Genomic DNA, 25,065 nt, shown 5'->3' with positions numbered 1-25,065 from the left:
GCAAAATCAGGCTTTTTAATTTCAATTCCTTTTTTGTATTTTTTTACACATTCTAATTTAAATTCTAATGAATATTTCATAAAAAATCCCTTTTCTATTTTTCTAAGAAAATTTTCTAAGAAAAGAGGATCTGCTCATTTATAAATTAGAATTGAATATTATTGTAGTTTCCATTATTTTTATAACAAATTTCTAATTACTTTTATTCTTATTAAATTGTGAATTTTGTTCATTAAGAAGCAAAAATGGGTTAAATATTAACAAAACCAAACAAATTCTTTGGATATATATATATATATATATATATATATAATTTGTGTGTAATTACTAAATTTCGAAGGAGATATTATGGAAAAACACAAGAAAAACAAGGCAAAACCTTGATTTGCAGTAGCAATAGGTTGCATTTTATTGACTCCAGTAGCTATTGCTACAGTTTTAACGCTTCCAAAATCTACTGTTAGTGTAGTAGAAAAAGAAATAGTTAAAACAGAATATAAAAATTTATCATCTCAATTTGAACCATCCTTAATGGAACTTTTAAATTCAAAACAAAATGATGATAAATTTAAATTTTCTACACAAGAAGCTGTAAAAAAGGAAACTAAAAATGAAATTTTAACTTTATTTTCTCAAAGTGGACTTAGCTTAGAATTAAAAGCAATTGAAGATAATAACAAAATTACTAAAGAAGAAAAAACACAACAAATTAATAAATTACTTGAAGAATTTTTAAATGATTATGTTAACACAAAAGCAAGTACTCAAAAAGCAGCTGTTTACCTAGATGATGCAAAGTTACCAGAAGAATTAAAAGATTTTAAAAATTCAATTAAAACTCAATATGAAGAGATGTTAAATCAACAAGCAAAAAAAGACAAAAAAGAATTTAATTCTGCATTAACACAAGATCCTATGAGCAAAATTAAAGAACATATTGAGGCTAATAAAAAACATAAAAACCAAACTCCATAAAATAATATTAAAACAATTTAAAATTTAAATCATTATTTGTTTATTCAGCTATCTAAATCTAATAAAAACAATAACTAAATAGCAATAAATACAGTAATAAACAATAAATTATTCTCACAAACTCTTACAATTAAGTAAAATACTTTGGATGAATTTTAGAAATTGATATTATTCAAAAAAACAGATTAATTAAATGTTTATACATAAAATAAAGCTTAATTTACTTCAAAATCAAGCAAAATAAGTTAAAATAAACTAAAAATTACTGTTTGAATTCCATCTCTAGGTGTAAAAAAATAAAAAAATTTTAAAAAAAGTGGCATAATTATTATGCATTAATTGAATATATTAGTTTTTATTTAGCTATATTGACCTACTCCATAATGACAATAAAAATTAAAATATTATTAATGACACTAAAAATAGTTCTCAAGGAGTATAAATTACACAAAAATGAAATTACGCATTTGTGTATTTTGTATTTCAACTTACAAGCAGTAATTTGTAAGTAAATCTAATAGAAGGAACAACTAAGAGGCGTTATATTTGTGTGTTATTTACTAAAAAATTTTATTCCTTCTATTCATATGAATTATTCACCTAATAAAGTTATAACATTGGGGGGTGTTAAAAAACAGCAAATAAATTTTTGCTGTTTTTTATCTTTATATGAAAAAATAAAAATTACTTTAAAGAATTAACTAATATTTTAAACATAGAGTTTTATTTATACTTTATTTTTAAAAGTAATTAATAAGTAACAATATGAGCTTATTAAATAGTATTTAATGATTTTAAATGCATTAATAACTTATATCGTTGATAATACTTGTATTTACGTTTTATTTGTTTTTATAGTTTAAATGCTTAATCAAGCTTTTAAAGCGCTTTAAGAAGCTAAATTCAAACAAATAAAAGCTTTATACAACTCAAATGTGAAATAAACACAAATTTAAATCTATATAAAGCAATTTATTTAAAATCAAGTTATAAGTATTAATTCCCAAAAACCTCAATGACTATATTTTGTATTAATTGAATAATCTAAAAATTTTGTCTTTAAAATGAAGAGCTAAGTAAAAATTAAAATTTGTATCTAAATATACAAAAAGATAGCAATATCATCAATTTGCTTTAGTTTTGGTTTTAACAAACAAATTTTTAACTAAACTTTTTTAGTTTCAAAAGTATTAAAAAAGGTAATTAAGATAGCTTAATTACCTTTTTTATATTAATCATTATCAATCTATTTTAACTTTAATAACGATTTTGTTTAGTTTTCTATTGTATCGTAAATATTTGGGCACATGTCCTTCTTTAGGAAAGAAGAATAGAAAATCTTTTGTGCTTGGATGTAATAAATTTTTATTTTGATTATCAATTTCAAATAAAGTGAAGTTTGATTCTTTATTGTATTGAGTTTTAGGTTTTTCTAAATCACTTTCTTGGGCAAAGTATAACTTTTCTTCTGGGTCTAAGATAACCTGAAGATCAGCATAAATTTGGTGTGTTTCATATTGCGCACTTTGATCACCATAACTATCAACTTCCATATGAAGTGCAAAAACGTCATTTTCTTTAATAATATGTTTTTCTTTACTGAGTTGATTTAAATTAGTTTTTGTAATTCATTCAATTGCTAAATCTAAATTCTTATAAATGCCTTTGTATCTTGAAATATTTTCTAATCTATCAAAAATCATTTTCTATTAATATCCTAAACTATTTGGTTGGTGTCCTTGAGAATCAACTACTTTTGTTAAATGGTTAACTTGTACTTGTAACTCAAGAATAGCTTTTTCATTTTTTCTTTTTTCTGCTATATCTAGTTCTTCTTCTAATTTCATTAATTCAATAAATTCTTTAGATCTTGTTCAGTATGCACGATTTGTAAGATCATTTTGTTTTGTTGGCAATAAAAGTGATACAGAATATCCAAGAATTAATGTAGTACTAAAAGTAATCATTGTTAATCAAGCAGCACTAAATGAGAAAACAGCTCCATTTGGGGTTATGAATTTTTGAGTTAGTAATCAAATGCAAATTCCTACTAATGTTGCAAAGACAAAGCCGACAAGCGCACCTTTTCAATTTGTTTTTGTTGTAAAAATTCATAGCAAGAATACAGCAATTGTTGGTGCATTTAATAAACCAATAAATCCTGTGAAGTAATTAAATAAATCATCTTGTTTTGTTGAAATTAACACATTTCCAAATAATATTCCTAATGTTCCAAAAATAAATACTAATAATTTTGAAATCAAAGCTAATGTTCTATCTGGAGTATTTGGTTTGAATTTAGCAATAAAGTCAACAACAATGGAGTTTGCAAGTGCTGATAATCCTGATGAAACTGTTGACTGTGTAGAAGCGAAGATAGCTGAAAGAATTAAACCTGTAATTCCAATAGGCAATGAACCAGCAATGAAGTATGAGAGGAAACCAGAACCATTACCTGCTGGACTTACAACGTTATTAATTCCGCTTGCAAGATTTTTAGAATTATCTACATAATATCCTTGTGATAAGAAATATGTATAAAGAACTGATCCAGTTGAGAAGAATAAAATAGCTGTTGCTATAGAAACTCAAAACATAATTCATAAAGTTTAACGAACTTGACGAATTGATTTAGTTCCTTTATATCTTTGCGTAACATCTTGTGAACCCATAAATATAATGAGTTAATTGTGTTGTAAATAGCTAGCATAATAATTCCTGGGAAAGTTAATGTTGGTTTAAATGAGCTAGCATCTAAAATTTGGTGGTATTTTAAAGTATCTGAACCTCAATTTGTTTTTGCTAATCCGATAATAATTACCAAAACAATTCCACCTAATAATACAATTCCTTGAATTGAATCTGATCATACAACAGCTTTAAATCCACCTATTGTGGTAATTATAACTGTTACTAATCCAATAATAAAAGATAACTATTGAATCAATATCAATAATAATTGAAAGAGCTACAGTTGGTACAAATAAAACAACAGCAACTCTAAAAATTTGGAAAATAATAAAGCTTAATGAGTTAACAGCTCTTAGTGAATAATGAAATCTGTTCTCTAAAAAAGAATAAGCTGTAGATTCCTTCATTCTTATATAAAAAGGAATTACTCATTTAATAACTACTGGTATCATTGCAATAATTGCAATATTAGTGTCGATTCAAGCTCATCTTGAACCCATAACTGTACCAGGACTATTTAAAAAGAATAATGATGAAGTTATAGTTGCAAAAATTGAAATTCCTACAACTCAAACCAGGTTTTTACCTCCACCTGTAAAAAAGTGTTTTGTTGAACCAGTTTGTTTTGATCTTTTTTGTAATCATCAAAATAGTAAACCTATTCCTAAAATTGCAACAAGATAAATTACAATAATAGCTCAATCCAAACCGCTCAAACCTAGTTTTGCATTTATATTTGATATTTAGTTTCCTTTCTTAAGAGTCTAAATTAAATTTTGCAGTTTTTGTGAATTTATATAATTGTTTTTAACAGTAGTTTTAATTTGTGTTTTTGGTTTTTTTAATTGTTCCTGTATTAGTTGTTCAGTTTTAAATTTTTTCTCGTAATCTTTTAAAGATGGAACTTTTAAAAGAGCTATACCACTGATAACTACTGGTTCATTACCTTTTTCATAAACAAATCTGTAGTTATATAACACTTGATGATCTAAAACTGGAAGTTGTAAATCAAATGTAGCAGTTCTACCATTTTCTGTGCTTACTTTAGGTGAGCCTAAAACTTTAATGTTTGGAGCAGCTAGTTTTTGCTCTTCTTTGGTTCTTCCAAATGCAGGACCTACTAGTTTGTCGTATTCTTCTTCTTGTTTTTGAACTGTTTTTCCATTTTTTGTGGTAGTAACAGTTTTAATAATTGGTTGAAATTTAATATATTCAAGTTTTACTTTGCTTAAATCTATATCAGTACCATCAAAAATTTTGGCTGGATATTTTCCATAGAAAGAGAAAATACAGCTGTTTTACCACCATCAACAGTATATTTAACACTGTGATTAACAGTGTTTACGGTTATTGTATTATCACTAAATTTATAGCTGTAATTATTAGCTCCACATGAAACAACAATAACAGAAACAGCAGGTATTGTCAGCGCAGTTAAAAAACCTAAAAATTTTTTAGATTTTATTCTGTTCATTTATCTCATTTATTAATGTAAATTGAAAATTTCATTATATTTTACACAATAAAATTTTCTTATTCAAATTATTCAACTAAATAAAACAATTACAAAAATTTGTAAAAAAAAATTTTTCTGAAATGAAATTTACTTTTTAAAATTAAGAAAAATTTTTCAGCAATGTTTTTTTGCCTTGATAACTTTGAAATATTATTAATTTGCTAAAACAAAATCACTAATAATAATTAAAAAAGCTTGAATTTTCAAGCTTTTTTAGTTTGGTAAATTTCAAAATAAAAGCAATCAATTAATGCTGATTGCTTTTGTAGTTATAAATTGAATAAATATAAACAGTGTGTTCAATATAGGATAAAAACTGGATTGTTCATATTTGTCATCTTTAAAATTGTGTTTTTAAAAAGTTTATTCTACTGTTTTAAAGCCCAATCAAGTTCATAAAATAACAATATTTTCTTTTTTAGTTCTTGTTTGTTCTTTGATTAATAAACTTCTAAAATAGTCTTTGCTATAAAAAAATATAGTACCGTTATAAATGTTTTTAATTGATTTTCAATTTAATCTTATTTTAAGATTTGGAACCACTTCAAAATCAATTAAAGTTTCTTTTGTTAGGTTATTAATTATTTTTTTATCCAAGAAAAAGTCAATTTCTCTTTTTTTAAGTAAAAAATTAAACTTTTTAAAATCTTCGTCTTTATTGAAACTAAAAATAGCTTCTTTATTTAAAAGATTGTTGTACTCAATAATTTCATCAAGAGATTTAGCTTTTTTTACTATATATTTAGAAATTTTAGGAGTAAAAATTGAGAAGGTAGAAGGCATAATTCAATAACCATCTCCAAGATGATTAACTTTTATTTTTCTGACTACTTGTTTATCCATTGTTATTTAAATTTTATCTTTTAAAAAATTAAAAATTGCATCTGAATTATGATTTTCTATAGAAAATGAAGCTTTTTCTCTAACATAATGATCTGCTTGACCCATAGCAACTGAATATTTACAAACTTCAAACATAGAAACATCATTTGCTTCATCTCCAAAGGAAATTGTTGCATTTAGTTCTAAATTAAAATCTTTTGCTAATATTTTAAGTCCATCACCTTTAGAACTTCCAACTGGCATAATATCAATAACTTTTGGTGACGAAGAAAGAAGATAAATTTTATCTAAATTCTTAAATTGCTCAACTGCATTTTCTATGTTTTTTAAATTAGAATCACTTTTTATCATTAAAAATTTAACAACTTTTAATTTATTTATATCAAAGTCAGAATTAGCTGTATCGAAAAAATCAATGTCAAATTGTTCTTCTTTTTCTAAAGCTTTTTGTGTTTTTTCTAATCAAATAAATCAATCTTTTTTTTCTTTATTTTTAGAAAAAGCATAAATTTGTTGATCTGAATAAATTAAGAAAGTAATTTCTTCTTTTTTTAAAACATCAAAAACAAATTTTGCTATTTTTGATTCTATTGGATTAATAAAAATCACTTTTTTTGCTTTAAAATCATAAATTAAAGAGCCATTGCAAGAAATAATAGGCAAATCAGGTTTTACTTGATTAATATATCTCTTTGTAAAGTATCAAGGTCTCCCTGTTGCAATGATGAGTTTTTTGTTAGCTTGTTGGTGCAGTTGGTTTAAGATTGATAAAGTAGAATTCAAAATATTTTTGTCTTTATCTAAAAGTGTTCCATCAAGATCAAAAACAATGTTTTGGAAACTAATTTTCTTTTCTTTTTTGTCCATAATAGGCGTTTTTTCCATGTTTTCTTTGATAATGTTTATTTTGTAATGTTAAATTAGCGTGTTTGGCATTTGGATTAATTTGTTTTGTAAATAAAGCCATTTTAGCAATTTCTTCTAAAGTAAGAGCTAAATTTACTGCATCAGTTGCAGATTTTCCTGATCATACAAAAGGGCCATGTTCTTTAACTAAACAAGTACTATTTGCTATAAAATCAAGCTTGTTTTTAAGAAAATGTTCTACAATCACTAAACCTGTATTGTGTTCGTATTGACCATTTATTTCTTCATCACTTAATTCTCTAGCACAAGGAACAGAACCGTAGAAATTATCAGCATGAGTTGTTCCTAAGCAAGGAATGTCTTGGCCTGCTTGAGCTCAAGCAACAGCATATGGAGAATGTGTATGTACAATGGCCTTAATTCTTGAATCTTGTTTGTATAATAAGGCATGAGTTGGTGTATCTGAAGAAGGATTAATTGCTTTATTTTCAAGCAAATTATTGTCCAAATCAACTAAAACCATATCATCAGCTGTCATTGTTTCATAAGCAATTCCACTTGGTTTTATTGCCATAAATTTTCTATCTTCAGAGATTGCTGAAACATTTCCTCAAGTGTGAATTGCTAATTTATATTTATAAAGAAGCATATTAGCTTCATAAACTTCTTGTTTGAGTTTTGCAATTTGTTCTTTGTTTTTAAGCATCATATGCCTTTCTTAATTTATCTAAGAAAAATTCTCTTGCTTTTAAAATGTTTTTAACTTGTGCTTCTTTGTTTTGTTCTAAAGTTTTTGATGAATCAAAATCTTTTTCTTTGTATCACATTTCAATTAAAAATGGTCCTTGATAATCAATAGACTTAATAGCTTTTAAAGATCTGACAAAATCAACATCACCTTTTCCAAAATCTACATTTTTAAAAGTATTTTCCAATGTATCTTTAAAGTGAAAAGCAACAATTTGATCTTGGCCTAATTTAATTTCATTTTCCACATCATTAGAAAATCTATTTAAATTTCCTAAATCAGGATACACAAATAAATTAGGCATACTTACTTTTTTAATTAAATATAAACATCTTGAAATTGTTGAAGCAAATGGAGTATCCATAGTTTCAAAAGCAAGTGTAATTGAGTATTTTTGAGCTAATTTAGCTGCTTTTTTAAGACTTTGAATAAAATATTCTTCAGCTTTTTCGTGTCAAGGATTATAATAAACATCATAAGTTGCTAGTTGAATAATTCTTATACCTAATTTTTTAGCTAAAATTAGAGCTTTTTCCATTATCGCTAAAGCTTTTTGTCTTGTTTGAGCTGATGCAGAACCAAAAGGGTATTTTCTGTGCAAACTCAAACACATTGAATTTATATAAAATTTTTCTTTATCTAGTTTTCTTTTTATAAGGTTGATTTGTTTATTGGATCAATTTAAACGAGCAGCAAATTCTTCTGATTCATCCACACTTAGTTCAATGAAATCAAAACCAGCTGCTTTTGCAATTTCAATTTTTTGTTCAAAACTGTAATGTTTATCAATTGCTTTTTCGTAAATTCCAACAAAGTGTTTATTGTCAATATTTTTTAAATTCATCTTTAAATTCCTTAGCTGCTAATTCTGGATTTTCTGCATCTCTAATGGATCTTCCTGCAATAAAAATATAAATTGGAATATCTTTAAATAAATGAATATCTTTAACTTCCACTCCACCTGTTACTGTCATTTTAAAACCCATAGAAGCTAGTTTTTTAACTATTTCTATATCTTGATCTGATCAAGATTTACCACTTGCTTGAAGATCTCTTGAACGGTGTCAAACTAATTGTTTTACTCCTGCTTGTCTTCATTTTTCTACTTGTTCTCAAGTAAAGTTATAGGTCATTTCAATTTGTAAATCTTTTTGAATATTAAAGTTATTTGCATTGTTTAAATCTTTTGCATAATTTAAAATATCATTCATAGTTGGTACTTCAGCTGCACAAATTGCAGTGACAAAATCAGCTCCAGATTCAAAAAACATCTTAGAAAATACTTTACCAGCATCTGCAACTTTACCATCAGCAATGATGATTTTATCTGGAAAAGCTTTTTTTAGCTCAACAATTGCTTTTTTTCCTTCTGAGGCTAATAAAATTGTTCCTACTTCAATAATGTCAATGTATTTTTGTGCTTTCTTAGCTGAGTTAATTGCGTCTTCGATAGTTAAATTATCTAAAGCGATTTGTAATAATGGTAATGGCATAATTCCTTTCAAAAATAAAATAAAAATAAAACAAATCAGCCAAAGCCAACTTGTTTTATTTAATTTTAAGATAAGTATTTTTTAAAATCTATGTTTAAAATAATATCAATCACTTGTTGAGCTTCTTTTGCTTGTAAAATTTGTTTAACTACTGATTCATCTTCAAATGTTGCAACAATTTGAGGTAGTGCAACTGATGTGTGAATTTCAGGTGAAGTAGCAGCTAAAGCAATTAAAATTCTAACTGGACGATCATCATTGTCAAAAAATACAGGTTTTTTAAGTGTTATTAAAGAAAATGCATTTTCTTTTACTCCTCTTTCACTTTGTGCATGAGGCATAGCAAGATCATTTGCAATTATGTAATAAGGTCCATTTTTAATAGTAGATTCAATAATTGCGTTGTAGTAATCTTGTGTAATTGCATTTTTTTCAATTAAAGGTTGAACAGAAAGCCAAATCGCTTCTTGTCAATTTTTAGCTTCTAAATTTAATTGAATTGAATTGAATTTTTTTAATGTTTTTAATAAGTCCATAATTGTCCACTTATAGATTTAACGCTTGTTTTAAAGCTTGTCTAATTTCGTTTTCATCCATTAAATTTGTAACACCAATAATTTTTGCTTTTTGGTTTTGTACAAATTCTGATGTTAAATGTTTGGAAGAAATAATAATATCAACTGAATTTGTCATTCCTTTAGATTGACCCATTGATAAAGCATCCACATCTGCTGGAATATTTAATTCTTTTAAAATTTTTTGAACTTTTAATTTAATAATCATTGAAGTTCCCATTCCATTACCGCAAGCTGCTATAACTTTTAAGTTTGCCATTATTTATCCTTCTTTTTTATAGTGATTTTTAATTTTAAGATAAATTAAGAAGCAATTTTTATAAAAAATTAACTAGTTTGAGCTATTGCTTCTTCTAAATTATCTACTTTAATTTTAAACAATTTTTGTAAAAATGTTTTTTTACTTTGATTTCCTGAATCAACAATTTGTGCTAATACCACTAGTGCAACCATTGCAACAAAAACAAATATTCAAGCAACAGGCACTGAGTAAGCGCTAATCATAATTAATAATCCAAAGAATAAGTTTCAATCGCTCATTCCAATGTATCCTTGAGCTACTGGATTATTTATTCCATCTGCTATTGCAACATTTGATAAGAATTTAGTTGCAAAGGACACTACAATTATTTCTAAAAATCCAATTAATCCTGGAACTATGGCAGCAGCTTTTCATCCACCAGAGGCATTTGCGTAAATTCCTAAAGACCCTGAGTTGAAAAATAAAGTAATAAATAATGGAATTGCGATATTTGAGTAAGTATTTCCTGGAATTGCTGAAATTCCTATCATAATACCAACTGCTATAAATTGTCCAATAACCCCAGAAACAAAACCATAAGTTACTGAATTAATAGAAAATCCATATGTAGCAGCTACATCCACAGCAACAACAGCTCCTGGAATAATTTTTTCACTAATTCCGTGGAAAGATTGTTGTAATTCTGTAATGAACATTCTAACACCAGTAATAATTACAAGTAAAGACGCAACAATTCTAAGCGCTCCACCTATAATGTTAAAAATAAAGTTAGCTCCTGAATATAAATTAGCATTTCAAGAAGAAAGTCCTGATTGTTGTGTAAATCCAATTCAGTTTGGATTTAAAACAGAAGTTTTTGATCCTTGAATAATAATAATAATAAATAGAATTACGAATAAAACAAAGACAATTAATGTTTGTGTAAAGACATTATCTTCGAAAATCTTCAAATATGAAGGTAATTTTCTATTTTCTGCTGTATCTTCTTTTTTACCAAAGAATCTACCTAATTTATATGAAGTTAAAATTCCAAGCATTTGTTGGTGTCCTACAGCAAAACCAGCATTTTGGGTCACTAAATTTGTTGGTTTTAGTGTTGCTGTTGTTGCACTTGCTCAATAAATTCCTAAAAATAGACCTGACATAAGAACTAAACCAGCTTGTGATCCAGCATTTAATTCTCCATCAACAATAGGAATTTGTCTAAATAGTAAAACATAGAAAACTGAAGTAACTACAGCTGATTGTTGAAGCATAATGTGTCCAGTAATCATTAATGCATTGGTATTTGTTCATCTTTTTGTAGCTACAAAAATAATATTTACTATAAAAACAATTAATAAAGTAAAGGTAAATAAAGAAGAATAGTCAATTCCACTTTTAATATTTTGTGAAATATGAGCTAAAAATTCTTGTGATTGTGATAAAGAAAAGTAAGGATCGAGCGGAATAATTTCAGCTGAAGAACCTAATTTTCTAATAGCTTCAAAAACTGGTCTAGCTAATGAAACCAAAGCGCCAGATCCTATACCTAAAAGCAAAAATCCAATCGCTGTTTTAAGAGCTCCTAAAAAGGAATCTTTTACTCCCCTTCCGATAATCATATAGCCAACAAAAACTATGGTAGCTAAAAGTAAAGGCGTAACAGCTAAAAAGTTTGAAACATAAACTGTTTTAATTAAAAACAATCCAGCAGAAGATCAAGCTTGTGAAGATCAAGCTTCAACATTTGGTTCTGGATTTGCTGCTTTAACAAGCAAAGTTATTAAAATAATTAATAAATTTGCAACTAAAAAAGCCAATCAACCAAACCAAAATTTTTTCTTGCTAGATAAGTTGATTTTTTTCATTTTTGTAAAATAAGTCTCCTTACTACGTTTTATGATTAAATTTTGAATGTCTTTTTAATATCTAACACTCTTTGTGGTAAAGAATCTTTGTTAAATTCTCTTTTTTCATCAAAAGTTAAAATTTCACATGGATTGCTAATTAACATATCATCAATTGCTTCTTGTGAAACTCCAACTTGTTTTAATAAAGGAATAAAACGATCAAATAAATAACCAAGTCCAAAAGTAAATTTACCCTTTTCTAATCCATAGTGTCTTTGATATAAAATTCTACCTGCATCTAAAGACAAGGTAATGTGCTTTTGATAACCTTTATCCACTAAATATTTGATGTTTTCAGCTAAAGTTGCATCTGTGTAATATTTTACTCTATCTGGTCCATCAAAACATAAACTAACACCTAATTCTTTAATGATTTTTTCATAATAGAATTTATCAGGATTTTTGTTTAAGTGTGAAAGTTGAATTTTTCTTGGATTAACTCCAAAATCAATTAAATATTGAGCAGCTTCGTAAGCCATAGTTCCTAATTGAGTATGTACTAAAATAGGTGCTCCTGTTAAAATAGAAGATCTTGCAGCTACTTCTAGAGATTTAAATTCTAAACGATCAATAGCAGCGTATCCTGTTCCGGCTTTAATAATTCCGGCTTTGGATTTAGATCTTTTTACAACTGGTCCGCTGTAGTTATATTCATCCATTCCTTCTTCGATTTCAGCTACAACCATTTTTACAATTTTATCTGTTGGAGCCAAAGCAAGTCAAGAAGCACCTTTGTCATAAAATGCAGCTTTATGAAAACCAGTTGCCATAATAATGTTAGCTTTTCCTTCTAATTTCTTTGCAATATCTAACATTTGATAAACATCACGCCCAACGTTAGGAGGGTCCATTGTAACAACAGTTTTTCCTCCTTTTGCTACATATTCATTCATTTCTTTAATTGCAGCATCTTTTGACATCATAATAAAATCTGGATGCTCGTGAGCTTCAGGTCCATAATTTTTTATTAAGTGGTCATGACAGTCTACAATGCCTAATTGACTGGGATCAATATCTCCTAGTACTGTTCTTGCGAATTTTTTCATTTTGTCCTTTCTTCTTATTAACATCTATTTGCAAAGATGTTAAAAAAATTATAAATCATTTTGATTATAATACATTTTTAAGATATAGTTGAAAAATAGAAAATTTGCACTATTGTTGAAAAATTTTCTCACTAACTTTTGTTTTATTATTCAATAAATTATTCTTTTTTACTTGAAAAATGAATACTTTTTGGGATATTGACTTTGCATTGGAATAAGCACTTGCTTGACCAAAATCAAATGGAGCAAGTAAGTAAAAATCTAATTTATTTAATTTCTGATCATAATCAATTTTAAAAATATTAACATCTACTTGTGTTGCAAAAGAAGAAGTTGAAGGAAGAAGAAAACCACGATAAACAATTAAATTATTCTCAATGAAAAAATCTGGATTTTGTTTATAAGAAGATAACATTTGTTGATAATTTTTATCAACTAAAGAATTTCATTGTACAAATTCATCAAGACTTTGTGGATCTTTGATTATGTATAAAAAATCTCCCAAAATAGAAAAAACTTTAGGATTTTTTCTTTTATACTCTTCAACTTTTTCTTTATCTTCAAGACCTTGTTTATCGTTTGTAAGTGCAAAATAAATTTGTTTGTCAATTAAATCAGGAATATCTGCTAAATTTATTTTTTTACTATCTTCATTTTCGCTTGTTTTATCTGTATCCGATTCATCTGTTCTGGATAAAAAATCTTTTAAATCTGAAACTGTTTTTGTGATTGAAAATTTAATTTCTTTATTTACTTCAATATTTGAAGAAGTTTGTAACACATTAGTTTTAGCAAATGCTAAAAAACTAAGACTAGATAATCCAAAAATTGTTAAAGTAATTGCTATAATAATTCACTTTTTAAACTTAGAAAGTTGTTTTAATTTTGCAAAAGTCATATTAATTTTCACTTTCTTTTCTTATGTAAAAAATATTTTCTTTAATATCTTCTTGAAAAAATTTGTTTAAATCTCTAGTATCTACTTTTATTTGTTGATTTTCTAAAAGTCAAATTCTATTCGCTAATCTTAAAATTTCTTCTTTGTGATGAGACACAAACAATAAAGTTGCATTGTGTTTTTGTTTATAATCTAGAATATAGTTTATCAAAGATTCTCTACTTATGTAATCTAAATTGTTATATAGCTCATCTAAAAAAATGATTTTGGGTTTTTTTAAAAATAATTGCAAAATAGCTAACTTTTGTTTTTCACCACCTGATAGATTAGCAATTTTTGTATCCAAAGTTTGATCCAATGATAAAAGTTTGTTTAAAAACTTGTAGTGTTCTTTTTCTTCACTATTTCGAAGCGTCATTTCTATAATGGAAAGGAAATCTTTTACCTTAATGTTATTGATTCTTTTACCTTGTTGTTCTAAATAACCCATATTATTTCAAGGATGTTTTTTATCAGTATTAAAGAGTTCAACCTTTCCAGTATCTGGTTCGTCAGCACCTGCTAAAATGTTGAATAACAAAGTTTTTCCTCTTCCGTTTCTTCCTAAAAGAGCAATTGAATCTCCTTCAAAAATTTCAAGATTAATATTTGAAAAAATAATTTTATTTTTAAATTTTTTAGAAATATTGCTAGCTCTTAATTGAATTTGACTCATTTTGCTCCTTTAATCATCGTAGTAGCTAAAATGCTAATGTTTAATGTTGTTAAAATAATTGTAAAAGAAATTAAATCAACATAGTTAAATCATTGTTTAGAATAAAAATAAAAATTAGAGGATTTATAGGGATTTTTAAACAACAATCCTACAGATCTTAGTAGTAAATGAAGAGGAGAGTAATAATTTATTGATCTTAAATAAGTTCTTTTTACATCACCTAAATCACTTATTTTGTTTTTATAAATAACATAATATATAGACAATCTAGCTGTAAGTGATACATAAAAAATTACAAAAATTATCAAATAAAAAATGGTTAAAAATCTAGAATATTTTTTGGATTTAATAACAAAGTAAATCAAAGGTAAAGGGCTAAAAAATAAAGCGATTATTAATGAAGAAAAAAATAATTGAGCAAAATTGATTGGAATATTTGAATCTCCAAGTAAAGATACTAACAATAAAGAAAAAAATAAAAAAGTATAAACAAAGTTAATTACTAGAAAAAATAATCAAATTAAAAAATAGTAATAATCTTTGTAATAAAAAATAAATTCTTTATAAAGGTATGAATTTTTTTTAAATTGCATTATCGATCACATCAATAAATGCATTAAAAAGAAATTGGGTATTAATATTCAAGGTCCTTCTAAAATTCTTGGAATGTATACTTCTAACTGATCTTTAACACTAAAGATATGATTATTATTAATCTTAATTTCTGAAGTATTTTGAGCAGCTCAGTAAATAAAAAGTAATTCAAAAAATAAAATTATAAAAAAAGGAACAAAAAGCATTAATATGCCTCTTGAACTTTTAAACATGAGAGTTAAACTGAATTTATAAAATACCTTGAGCATTGTTACTTCCTTTTGAATTAGTTTTTTAATACTACTTTGGCAGAAATTTTACCAAAAGGAATATCAATACTTAAAATTTCAACTTCTACAAATTGACCTAATTGATATTTATAAAATTTATTTGCCAAAGTAAAACTATCATCAGAAAGTATAAATTCTTCTTGTTCATTTGTTTGTAAATCACTAATATGAACTAATACATCAACATTATTTTCTAATTCAACAAAAAAACCAAACTTTTTAATTGAAGTAATTTGACCGCGATATTTTTGGCCTATTCTTGAAGAAAAATATTCTGTTTTTTTAATAGAAACTACTTTTCTTTCTAATGTTTGAGCACGTTGTTCAAGTTCTGAAGTACTTTTAGATTGAAATTCTAAAATCCTTTCAAAATGAAGCAAATCTTTTTTATGCTCAAACAAAAAATGTCTAATTATTCTATGTAAAAGAAGATCTGGATATCTACGAATTGGACTTGTAAAGTGGCTATAAAACTTTGAAGCCAAACCAAAATGTCCATGGTTAACTGGCGAATACACTGCTTTTTGCATTGTTCTTAAAATCATTATTTTAATAAAATTATCAAGTCTTTGTTCTTTGATTTTTTCAACTGCATCAGCAAAAGATTTTGAATCTAATTGATAAGGAATTACAACATTAACTCCTAATGATTTTAATACTCCATTGAATTCTTCAATTCTTTCAATATCAGGTTTGTCATGAATACGATAAATAACGGGAAATTTTCTCTTTGCTAAAAATTCAGAAACATTTTCGTTTGCTCTTACCATAAAATCTTCAATTAAAGCTTCAGAAATTCCTGATTTTTTAATTTGTAAATCTTTTGTGTATCCTTCTTCATCTAAAATAACTTTTGTTTCTTCAATTTCAAGATTTACATAACCTTGATTTTCTTTGTATTTTCTTAAAATTTTAGCTAATTCTAAAGCATCATCTAAAAGTAATTTTACTTCATTTGTAAAGCTAATTTCTTGATTTTCATAGTATTTATTAACTTGATTGTAAGTTAATCTAGCTTTGGAATTAATAACTGAAGGATAAATTTTTACACTAAGATTATTTCCATATTTATCTATTTCAGCTTCCATTGTAATTGTATATCTATCCACATTGGGATTTAATGAACAAATACCATTTGATAATTTTTCAGGAAGCATTGGAATTACCATATTAGGTAAATAAATAGATGTTCCTCTTGTTGCTGCTTCATCATCTAAAAAAGTATCTTCTTTAACATAATAACTAACATCAGCAATGTGTACACCTAATTTGTAATTATTATTTTCAAGTTTTTCAACTGAAATTGCATCATCAAAGTCTTTTGTATCATCTCCATCAATAGTTACAATAGTAGAAGATCTCAAATCAACTCTATTTGGTTCAATTGTTTCAATTGCATCTGGAATTTGTTTTAATTCTTCTTCAATATTTGAATTAAATTCCACTTCAACACCAGAGTCTACAATTGGAACTTTTAAATATCAAAATTTTTCATTTTCATTTGCAATATTTTGAACTAGAGCTATTTTTAAAAACTTTTTCTGATATTCAAGGATTTCAACTTTTACAAACTCACCTAAAACTAAGTTTTTAGTTGACACTCATCTAAAAAACACTTCATTTTTGAAGCTATTATATGGTTCAAAATCAAAATAATCACCGTTTTTTATGACTTTTCCAATTAAAAATTTAAGTTTACGAGAAATGACTTTAGTAACCACGCCATAAGTTTTATCTGGTTTTAACTCATCTTGGAAAACATTAATTTTAACTTCATCATAATCTTGTGCTGAAGAAGTAAATTTTGCAGGAATAAAAACAGAATTTTGATGATCTTTTAATTCAACAAAACCAAATCCCTTTTGTGTGGAGTGAAAAACTCCAATATGCGAACTTAATATTTTTGGACTAAAATAAAGGCCTTTGTGATTTTTAAAAATCAAATGTGATTCTAGTAAATGTGATAAATAACTAGATAATTGGGCATTTTCGTTAAAAGTGATATTAAATTTTCTTGCAATTTCGATAAAACTTTTGGGTTGTTTTAAAAAAGCAAAGAGTTGTTCATTATTAATTTGCATTTTTGACATTCCTTATAAAATTGATTTTATAATAATCTAATAATTAAAGCAATTGTTAAAAATAGCAAGCCACATATGAACATAGCTCATTTTGTAAATTTTCTAAAGCCTCTTTCTTTGGAAACTTTAAATAAATCAAGATCACTAGAACCAACTAGTGCACCGGAAAATGAGTTTGAATGTGGCGACATTAATAATGAAAGTATCATTATACAGAGCGAAATAAGTATGATTATTCCTAACAATAATTCTTTTAACATTTTTTCCTTAATTTAAATTTTCTAAATAATTATATATAAAAATTAAGATTTTGTTTTTATTATGTAATAAGTTCTAATATTTGAATCTAGATTTTCATCTACTGGTGCAATAAAAGAGTAGTGAATATCATAAGTGGTATCATTTGGAAAATCTTCTGGTCTTTGTCCATAAATTGTTTGCTTAGGTTGTTGTGAAAGATAAATATTGAGTCCAAATAATGAAGCTCTTTCTTCAGCAGTGGCAGCTAATTGTTCAAATGTTATTGTTGGAGTTGTTTCATTAGCAGCTACAATACCATTTTTATCTTTAATCAAATCAATTTCATCTCCTGTTTCGACATTGTTATCATCTAAAGCATTAACTGTTTCAACATTATCATTGAAATAAGTCTTCTTAAAGAACTCAAAAGTGTTTGTAAATGAAGGAGTGTAATTAATGAAATCAAAATTTGCTAAATTAGGTAATTTTTCATAATCTAAATAATAACCTGATTTGATTTGATCATCCTCTGGATCTTTGTATCTTGCTTTTTCTAATGCCATTTTAAACATTTGATCTTCACTTAAATCTTCACCTTTGTAAACTGAATTGTATAAAGAATTGTAAAACTTATCAACAACATCAGAACTTATATCTTTTAGTAAAATTCAACCATCTAATAAAGTTAAATTATTTTTTGGTCTGATGATATTAATGGTTTTTCCATCTTTTAATCAATCAAAATTATCTTTGCTATAATGAGCATCTAAAGCATCTCCGTTGTAAATAAATCCAACTTCTGGTTTTTTCTCAATATCAATTAAATTTGTTGTTAAATCAAGACCTGAAGAGCTGTAATAATTAAAGCGTAAATCTGCAAAATTTTTATTAGTAATGTCTTTTATATAGCTTACAAAACCATCAATTTGTTGTTTATAATTATCTTTTGTAACTATTCCGGTGTAATTTCCTATTTTTTCTGAACCTAGTAATAAATTATCACGCATAGCTTCTGTTCATTCAAAATATTTGTAACCATATTCTCTTAGTGTTTTACCAATTTCTGCTACAGTTTGATCCAGGAATTTAATCCCTTTTTCTTGAATAAATGCTTTATTTTCTCTATATTTTTCATTTTTTAGTAACTCTGGTTTAATCTCAACTATTTCATTGTTTTTGTTTTTGTAATCACCTACTGTGTAAGCAATAACTTTATCTTGAGTATAATAAGGAACAAAAAATTCTCAAAAACGATCTGCTATTCCATCTTTATCTGAATCAATTTTATTTCCTTTTTCATCTACTAAAAATTTATCATATTCATCTATATGTGAAACAACTTCAGGACGAATTAAAGACTCAAAAGTTCTTCTTTTTCTTGCTAAAACAGCTTCTTTTTCTTTTTTTGTAAGTGAATAATAATTAGCTGGGGTTTTAAATCCTTTTTTGAGTTTTTCATTTTGTGAATTTTGAAATAGTTTAGATCAATCTATTTTTTGAATTAAATTTTTTTGGACTAAACGAGCAATTTGAAAATCAGATCCAACGCCACCTATGGTTCTTTTATCTTCAATTGCTTTTGTAAATTCTGAAACATCACCAAATTCTCTATAATCAAAATCTTTTTCAAGTTCTTCTTTTCCTGGCTCTGAGAGATAGGATTCATAATTCATAATTAAAGGTCTAAAAGGTAAATTGACTTTAAAAGCTATCATAAGTGAAGAAATAAGAAGCAAAATTAAGGAAAAAATTGTTCATTTATAACGTGATTTTAATTTAAATTTCATTTTTACCTCTTTTACTTTTGTTTAATTTATATCTAATTCAAATCACATTACCAATTACAATCATAGTCAACATAATTGCACCCAATAATAAAGCTCAAGTTTTAAATGTTCCTTGATAAAGCAAAGTACCTACAGTTTGAGCATTAGATGTAATTTTTGTAATGATAAAATCATCAAAAGATAAAAAGATAATAACAACAGAAGCTAAAATAATTGCAGGAATCATATATTTTAAATAAATTAAAAATCAGGTTTTAAATTTATTATATCCAAGATCTTGTGAAGCTTCAAAAAGAGTTTTTGAAAACTTTTCACTTCTTGGATACAAAAGCAAAATACCATATGGTAATGTCATAACAATATGTGAAACAATAGATCTTAGTAAACCTTCTTTTGTTGCTACTAAAGTACCAAATAATAAAGATAAAATAATTGCCATCGCAACTGCAGTGATAACATCTGGGTTAATTAATGGAATATTTGAAGAAATATTGACATAAGATTTTACAGTTTTATTTCTTTGTTTTCAAAGCGCAAATACAGTTATCAAAGAAATAATAATCACAATTAGTGCCGTTACTAATGCAATAATTATTGAATTTACTAATGCAGAAGCAAAATTTTTAGTTGATAAATCTCTAAAGGCTTGAAGCGAAAAACTATTTCAAGTAGTTGAAATAAATCCTTTTTTGGAAGGAGCATTAAATGAAAAAAAGGCTCCAAAAATTATCGGAATGTAAAATAAAATTAAAATTAATCAAACATAACTTTTTTTTCAAATTTCTTTTTCTTTAATATAGTCAAGGATTCTAGTCATGTTCTACTCCTTTAAATTTCATAATAGCTAATGGAACAAAATAAATTAGTCCATAAATTCCTAATAAAACTAAAATTGTAATTAAAACAAGTGAAGAAGTTTTAGCCAAATCAAATGGATTTGCTAAATTTGCACTATTGTTGATGAAATTTCCAATTAATTGATTTTGTTGGCCACTTGGTAGTAATTTATCAGAAATAACAATACTTGTTGCTGCCATCAAAAATACTAGCGCAATACCTGAAAAAATCGCTTTTAATCCATATGGTAAAGCTACTTTAATCAAAGTTTGAAATTTGTTATAACCTAAATCAGCTGAAGCTTCTAAGAGGTTTTTTGACATATCTCTAAAAACAGTGTATAAAGGAATTACCATAAAAGGAAAGTTTAAAAACACTAATCCAAGAAGCATAAATCCTTGATTGTTTAACTCTTCATCATCAAAAATCGCTACAAATAAAGCTCTTAATGAAAATACTTTTGCAATTGTAAAAATTACCAAAGGAGAAACAATTAAAGAAATTGCATAAATTTTGAAAGCTTTTGATTTATTAGTAGAAACAAAAAAAGCATAAGGAAGTGCAAAAATTAAACATATTAATGCTGTTAAAATCCCTAAATATACTGAACGTCAAATTATTAATCAAGTACTTGCTTCTCTAACTACTGAAAAGTTTGTTTTTATGCTTTGGTAATTATTTTCAAACTCAACAGGAGAAACTGATTTTATAAAGAGTAAAAGTAGTGGAATTACTATAAAAATGAAGCTAAAAATAATGTATGGTAAAGAAAGTGATAATCTTAAGTTTCAAGAAGATTTGAAGTCTAAAACAAAGTTAATTACTTTAGTTTTGAGTTTAGTTAGTAAGTGATTCATCTTCTTTTGTCATTAGATGGATTGCATCTAAATCTCATTTTAAAAACACTTCTTGACCTACATCATAATTATCATTTGTTTCTACAAAAATAATTTTTTCATTTACTTTAACATCTACAAAGTAATATGAACCTTTGTAAGAATTTTTTACTACAATTCCTTTAAAAAATCCAAAATTTAAATCAATATCAATATCTTCCGGACGAATTAAAGCATCTACAATTTGGTTTGTTTTAAATTCTGAATGAATAGTTTTAATTTCTTTATCTAGAAGCAAAACTTTATTATTTCCTAAAAATTTAGCATGAAAAAAATTAGAATCGCCAATAAAATTAGCTACTCATTTATTAACTGGATAATCATAAATGTTTTTTGCTTTATCATATTGTTCGATTTTTCCATTTCTAATAACAGCAATTCTATCTGAAAGTTCTAAAGCTTCATCTTGATCATGAGTTACAAAAACAAAAGTTAAACCAAGTTTTTGTTGAATGTCTTTTAAAAATACTTGCATTTTTTGTCTGATTTTAGCATCTAATGCAGAAAGTGGTTCGTCTAATAAAACAATTTCAGGTTCAATAACTAAAGAACGAGCAAGAGCAACTCTTTGTTTCATACCACCTGAGAGTTCAAAAATAGATTTGTTTTCGTTTCCTTTTAAACCCACTAATTCAATGATTTCTGCAATTTCTTTTTCCATTTCTTCTTTTGTAATTTTTCTTGTTAAATATTTTTTTTCAAATGCTTCAACTTTAGAACTTACAAAATTTTCTCAATATGAGTATTTAAAATCAGAATCATCTAATCAATTTTGATATTTTTTCTTTGTTTTTGCATCTACACTTGGATCTTCTATGTGTTTTTCATATTCAATTTGAATTTTATTCAATTCATTCATTTTTTGTTTAGCTTTTAAAGCTCATTGTTTTTTGTTTTCTTCTAAACGAAGCAAAGTAGCTGGTTTAATTTCTTCTTTATTAAGTGGATATCTCTTTAATTTAAGTCCAAATTTAATGTTTCCTTTAACAGATAAGTGAGGAAAAAGAGCATAATCTTGGAAAATAGTGGCAGTATCTCTTTTGTGAGGAGGAACATCTTTTATATCAACTCCATTGAACTTGATTTCACCTCTAGTTGTTCATTCAAAACCACCAATTAAACGCAAAATTGTTGTTTTTCCAGAACCAGATGGACCTAGTAAAGTTACAAATTCACCTTTTTTGATATCTAAATTAATTTGATTAAGAATTTTCTTACCATCAAATTCTTTTTCAACATCAACTAAAGAGATTAGAATCTCATCTTTTTTGAAATTAGTCATAAGTAACCTTTCAATATAATAATTTTTATAAAAAAATAAAAAATTTGTTTGTTATTTGTTATTAATTTAAAACTTCATTATATAAAGGATTGCAACCCCTTCTCTAATGAAGAGAGATGGGGAACTTATCAAATGTATTTTGAGTTACTTTAACAAGATAAAAAGCTAATTGTGAATACATTAGCTTTAAACTTTTATATAATTTTACAATATCAATTGGTAACTCTAACATTAGCATAGATAAAGTAAAATTTTAGCAAAAATAATTAAAAATAAAAATAAAAATACTATTTATTATGAATTATATAAAACTTATGTTTGAACAATTGGCTAAAAAAAATGAAATTTTAAAGTAATTTTTAAAATAAATTTGTTTTTAATTAAAAAATAGTATAATGTTAATGCTCAATTGGCGGATGTGGCGAAGTGGTTAACGCATCGGGTTGTGGCTCCGACATACGCGGGTTCAATCCCCGTCATCTGCCCCATTTTTTTAAGTTAAAATCTTTATTTAAAAAAGTAGCAACTAAAAAAGATTTTAAAAAAAGAATATTGTTTTACCAATATTCTTTTTTTATTTCAAATTTTCATTGTTAATTTGTTGAAAACTAACTAAATTTGTTTTTAAATGAAGCTTTTTCAACATTATTATCATAGTTATTTTACAAATTAATAAAAAAGAATATAATTTAAAAATATATTTCGAACACATAAAAGCAAGCAAGGAGAAAAATGTCAAAAATTTCAAAAATCAAGGCTAGAGAAGTTCTAGACTCAAGAGGAAATCCAACAATTCAAGTAGAAGTTTGAACAGAAGCAGGAGGACATGGCTCAGCTATTGTTCCTTCAGGTGCTTCTACAGGAACTAGAGAAGCTTTAGAATTAAGAGATGGTGGAACAGTTTATGAATCTAATTGATTTGGTGGAAAAGGTGTTCAAACCGCTGTTGATAACGTTAACAATAAAATTGCAGTATTACTAAAAGGTCACTGTGTACTAAACCAAAGAAAATTAGACAATATGATGCTTCAATTAGATAAAACAGAAAACAAATCTGCTTTAGGTGCTAATGCAATTTTAGGAGTTTCTTTAGCAATTGCAAAAGCTGCAGCTGATGAACTTAAAATTCCTTTATATCGTTATTTAGGAGGAACAAATGCTCATCAATTACCAGTTCCAATGTTAAATGTAATTAATGGTGGAGAACATGCGTCTAACACATTAGATTTTCAAGAATTTATGATTATGCCTTTAGGTGCTAAAACTTTTAAACAAGCATTACAAGTAGCAAACAAAATTTTCCATACATTAGCAAAATTACTTAAAAAAGCAGGTCATGGAACACAAGTAGGTGATGAAGGTGGGTTTGCACCTAATTTAAAATCACATGAAGAAGCTTTAGATTTTTTAGTTAAAGCTATTGAAGAAGCAGGATTTAGACCAGCTACTGAAGGTGAAAATGCAGTTGCTATCGCTATTGATGCTGCAGCTTCTGAACTTTATCACGATGGAATTTATACATTTAAAAAACTTAAAAAAGCAATTGAAGAAAAAAGACAAGGATTTGAACCTACAAGAGTTCAATTTACAACAGAAGAAATGATCCAATACTTTGGACACTTATTTCATACATATCCAATAATTTCAGTTGAAGATGGTCTGGCAGAAAGTGATTGAAAAGGTTTTGTTAGATTTACTCAAAAATTTGGTAAAACACACCAAATCGTTGGTGATGATTTAACTGTTACAAATGCTAAAATCTTAGCTGAAGCAATTGAGAAAAAAGCAATTAATTCAATTTTAATTAAATTAAATCAAATCGGAACTGTTTCAGAAACATTGGATACTATTGAACTAGCTCATAAAGCTGGTTATACAACTGTTATTTCCCATCGTTCAGGTGAATCTGAAGATACTACAATAGCTGATTTAGCTGTTGCTGTAAATGCTGGACAAATTAAAACTGGTTCATTATCTAGAACAGATAGAATTGCAAAATATAATAGATTATTAGCAATTGAAGAAGCAATTCAATCAACTGCTCAATACAAAGGTGAAAAAGTTTTCTTTAATATCAAAAAATAATCTTTAGTAATTATTTAATAAAAAAACACTTGAATTGAGCAGATCCCCTTTTCCTAGAAAAATAGAAAAGGGGATTTTTTATGAAATATTCATTAGAATTCAAATTAGAATGTGTAAAAAAATACAAAAAAGGAATTGAAATTAAAAAGCCTGATTTTGCTAATACAAGTCAGAAAAATTTTTTAAATCCAGTAAATTTTTGAGAAAAAATTTATAACAAATTAGGAGTTGAAGGTCTTAAGAAAAAACCACGAAATAAAAAGTGAACTATAGATCAAAGATTAAACATAGTTAAAAGATTTTAGCTGGTGAAACAATGATTAAAATTTCACTTGAAAATAATCTTAATCCAAGTCAAATATCTTTTTGAGCGAAAAAATATTTAGAATCGGGAATTAGTGGTTTAGAATTAAACAAAGGAAGACCAATAATGAAATCTAAGATTAATAATA

At 26.1% G+C, this 25,065-nt stretch carries 26 protein-coding genes, 1 tRNA gene and 1 pseudogene; 4 read left to right on the top strand and 24 right to left on the bottom strand.

The features are described 5' to 3' along the window. Positions 1–348 precede the first annotated feature (348 nt). Positions 349–975, top strand: coding sequence for a hypothetical protein (locus tag F801_RS0103305; protein ID WP_014335613.1), 627 nt, complete (start codon positions 349–351; stop codon positions 973–975). 1,238 nt (positions 976–2,213) lie between these two features. Here F801_RS0103305 and F801_RS0103300 read toward each other — a convergent pair. The 24 genes from F801_RS0103300 to F801_RS0103185 all read right to left on the bottom strand — a co-directional run bounded on the left by F801_RS0103300 (position 2,214) and on the right by F801_RS0103185 (position 22,528). Then, on the bottom strand, positions 2,214–2,678 hold the full coding sequence (locus F801_RS0103300) for a NanQ anomerase/TabA/YiaL family protein (RefSeq protein ID WP_014335614.1): 465 nt from the start codon (positions 2,676–2,678) through the stop codon (positions 2,214–2,216). A gap of 6 nt (positions 2,679–2,684) precedes the next feature. Further along, a complete protein-coding gene (locus F801_RS0103295; RefSeq protein ID WP_014335615.1) occupies positions 2,685–3,572 on the bottom strand; it encodes a sodium:solute symporter family transporter in 888 nt (295 codons plus the stop codon). Beyond that, positions 3,554–3,799 (bottom strand): hypothetical protein, encoded by a 246-nt coding sequence (locus tag F801_RS0103290; protein ID WP_014335616.1) that lies wholly within the window; start codon positions 3,797–3,799, stop codon positions 3,554–3,556. Before F801_RS0103290 ends, F801_RS0103295 begins: the two co-directional genes overlap by 19 nt. A 55-nt stretch (positions 3,800–3,854) precedes the next feature. Then, positions 3,855–4,382, bottom strand: coding sequence for a sodium:solute symporter family transporter (locus F801_RS0103285; RefSeq protein ID WP_014582768.1), 528 nt, complete (start codon positions 4,380–4,382; stop codon positions 3,855–3,857). 48 nt (positions 4,383–4,430) lie between these two features. Next, positions 4,431–4,646 (bottom strand): hypothetical protein, encoded by a 216-nt coding sequence (locus tag F801_RS0103280; protein ID WP_014335618.1) that lies wholly within the window; start codon positions 4,644–4,646, stop codon positions 4,431–4,433. Between the two features lie 254 nt (positions 4,647–4,900). After that, entirely contained in the window at positions 4,901–5,140 is a 240-nt protein-coding gene (locus tag F801_RS0103275) for a hypothetical protein (RefSeq protein ID WP_020104650.1), read from the bottom strand. 405 nt (positions 5,141–5,545) lie between these two features. After that, positions 5,546–6,025 (bottom strand): MPN499 family protein, encoded by a 480-nt coding sequence (locus tag F801_RS0103270; RefSeq protein WP_020104649.1) that lies wholly within the window; start codon positions 6,023–6,025, stop codon positions 5,546–5,548. A 6-nt stretch (positions 6,026–6,031) separates the two neighbouring features. Then, the gene (locus F801_RS0103265; RefSeq protein WP_013302273.1) at positions 6,032–6,910 is read right to left on the bottom strand and encodes a Cof-type HAD-IIB family hydrolase; all 879 of its coding nucleotides are present in this window, start codon (positions 6,908–6,910) and stop codon (positions 6,032–6,034) included. Further along, positions 6,867–7,601, bottom strand: coding sequence for an L-ribulose-5-phosphate 4-epimerase (locus tag F801_RS0103260; protein ID WP_020104648.1), 735 nt, complete (start codon positions 7,599–7,601; stop codon positions 6,867–6,869). The genes F801_RS0103265 and F801_RS0103260 overlap by 44 nt, the downstream gene beginning before the upstream one ends. After that, a complete protein-coding gene (locus F801_RS0103255; RefSeq protein WP_013302275.1) occupies positions 7,591–8,484 on the bottom strand; it encodes an L-ribulose-5-phosphate 3-epimerase in 894 nt (297 codons plus the stop codon). Before F801_RS0103255 ends, F801_RS0103260 begins: the two co-directional genes overlap by 11 nt. Further along, positions 8,459–9,133, bottom strand: a complete 675-nt coding sequence (locus tag F801_RS0103250) for a 3-keto-L-gulonate-6-phosphate decarboxylase UlaD (RefSeq protein ID WP_013302276.1) — start codon at positions 9,131–9,133, stop codon at positions 8,459–8,461. The genes F801_RS0103255 and F801_RS0103250 overlap by 26 nt, the downstream gene beginning before the upstream one ends. A gap of 65 nt (positions 9,134–9,198) precedes the next feature. Continuing rightward, a complete protein-coding gene (locus tag F801_RS0103245; protein WP_013302277.1) occupies positions 9,199–9,669 on the bottom strand; it encodes a PTS sugar transporter subunit IIA in 471 nt (156 codons plus the stop codon). 10 nt (positions 9,670–9,679) lie between these two features. Further along, positions 9,680–9,967, bottom strand: coding sequence for a PTS sugar transporter subunit IIB (locus F801_RS0103240; RefSeq protein WP_014335625.1), 288 nt, complete (start codon positions 9,965–9,967; stop codon positions 9,680–9,682). Between the two features lie 68 nt (positions 9,968–10,035). Then, entirely contained in the window at positions 10,036–11,820 is a 1,785-nt protein-coding gene (locus F801_RS0103235) for a PTS ascorbate transporter subunit IIC (protein ID WP_020104647.1), read from the bottom strand. Positions 11,821–11,855: 35 nt separating this feature from the next. After that, entirely contained in the window at positions 11,856–12,908 is a 1,053-nt protein-coding gene (locus F801_RS0103230) for a phospho-furanose lactonase (protein WP_020104646.1), read from the bottom strand. A gap of 109 nt (positions 12,909–13,017) precedes the next feature. Further along, a complete protein-coding gene (locus F801_RS0103225) occupies positions 13,018–13,818 on the bottom strand; it encodes a hypothetical protein (protein WP_020104645.1) in 801 nt (266 codons plus the stop codon). Beyond that, positions 13,808–14,521: an ATP-binding cassette domain-containing protein gene (locus F801_RS0103220; protein WP_015084208.1), complete on the bottom strand. Its 714-nt coding sequence runs from the start codon at positions 14,519–14,521 to the stop codon at positions 13,808–13,810. The genes F801_RS0103225 and F801_RS0103220 overlap by 11 nt, the downstream gene beginning before the upstream one ends. Beyond that, on the bottom strand, positions 14,503–15,384 hold the full coding sequence (locus F801_RS0103215; RefSeq protein ID WP_013302282.1) for a hypothetical protein: 882 nt from the start codon (positions 15,382–15,384) through the stop codon (positions 14,503–14,505). Before F801_RS0103215 ends, F801_RS0103220 begins: the two co-directional genes overlap by 19 nt. 17 nt (positions 15,385–15,401) lie before the next feature. Continuing rightward, positions 15,402–17,486, bottom strand: coding sequence for a ribonuclease R (gene rnr, locus F801_RS0103210; RefSeq protein ID WP_014335631.1), 2,085 nt, complete (start codon positions 17,484–17,486; stop codon positions 15,402–15,404). 26 nt (positions 17,487–17,512) lie between these two features. After that, positions 17,513–17,746: a preprotein translocase subunit SecG gene (gene secG, locus F801_RS0103205; protein WP_013302284.1), complete on the bottom strand. Its 234-nt coding sequence runs from the start codon at positions 17,744–17,746 to the stop codon at positions 17,513–17,515. A 42-nt stretch (positions 17,747–17,788) separates the two neighbouring features. Beyond that, positions 17,789–19,513 (bottom strand): type 2 periplasmic-binding domain-containing protein, encoded by a 1,725-nt coding sequence (locus F801_RS0103200; protein WP_015084212.1) that lies wholly within the window; start codon positions 19,511–19,513, stop codon positions 17,789–17,791. Then, a complete protein-coding gene (locus tag F801_RS0103195) occupies positions 19,503–20,330 on the bottom strand; it encodes an ABC transporter permease (RefSeq protein ID WP_013302286.1) in 828 nt (275 codons plus the stop codon). Before F801_RS0103195 ends, F801_RS0103200 begins: the two co-directional genes overlap by 11 nt. Beyond that, entirely contained in the window at positions 20,323–21,207 is an 885-nt protein-coding gene (locus F801_RS0103190) for an ABC transporter permease (RefSeq protein WP_014335633.1), read from the bottom strand. The genes F801_RS0103195 and F801_RS0103190 overlap by 8 nt, the downstream gene beginning before the upstream one ends. Further along, a complete protein-coding gene (locus tag F801_RS0103185; RefSeq protein WP_014335634.1) occupies positions 21,188–22,528 on the bottom strand; it encodes an ABC transporter ATP-binding protein in 1,341 nt (446 codons plus the stop codon). The genes F801_RS0103190 and F801_RS0103185 overlap by 20 nt, the downstream gene beginning before the upstream one ends. A gap of 412 nt (positions 22,529–22,940) precedes the next feature. Between F801_RS0103185 and F801_RS0103180 the strand changes: the two genes are divergently transcribed. The 3 genes and pseudogenes from F801_RS0103180 to F801_RS04265 all read left to right on the top strand — a co-directional run. After that, a tRNA-His gene (locus F801_RS0103180) sits at positions 22,941–23,016 on the top strand. Positions 23,017–23,260: 244 nt separating this feature from the next. Beyond that, on the top strand, positions 23,261–24,613 hold the full coding sequence (eno, locus tag F801_RS0103175) for a phosphopyruvate hydratase (RefSeq protein ID WP_013302289.1): 1,353 nt from the start codon (positions 23,261–23,263) through the stop codon (positions 24,611–24,613). Positions 24,614–24,693: 80 nt separating this feature from the next. Then, a pseudogene (locus tag F801_RS04265) lies at positions 24,694–25,065 on the top strand (helix-turn-helix domain-containing protein); the annotation flags it as partial.

It is taken from the genome of Mesomycoplasma hyorhinis ATCC 17981, from assembly GCF_000383515.1.
Lineage (GTDB): Bacteria > Bacillota_I > Bacilli_A > Mycoplasmatales > Metamycoplasmataceae > Mesomycoplasma > Mesomycoplasma hyorhinis.
Note: the sequence above shows the minus strand (reverse complement) of the source record. Positions and strands in the feature narration are given on the sequence as shown.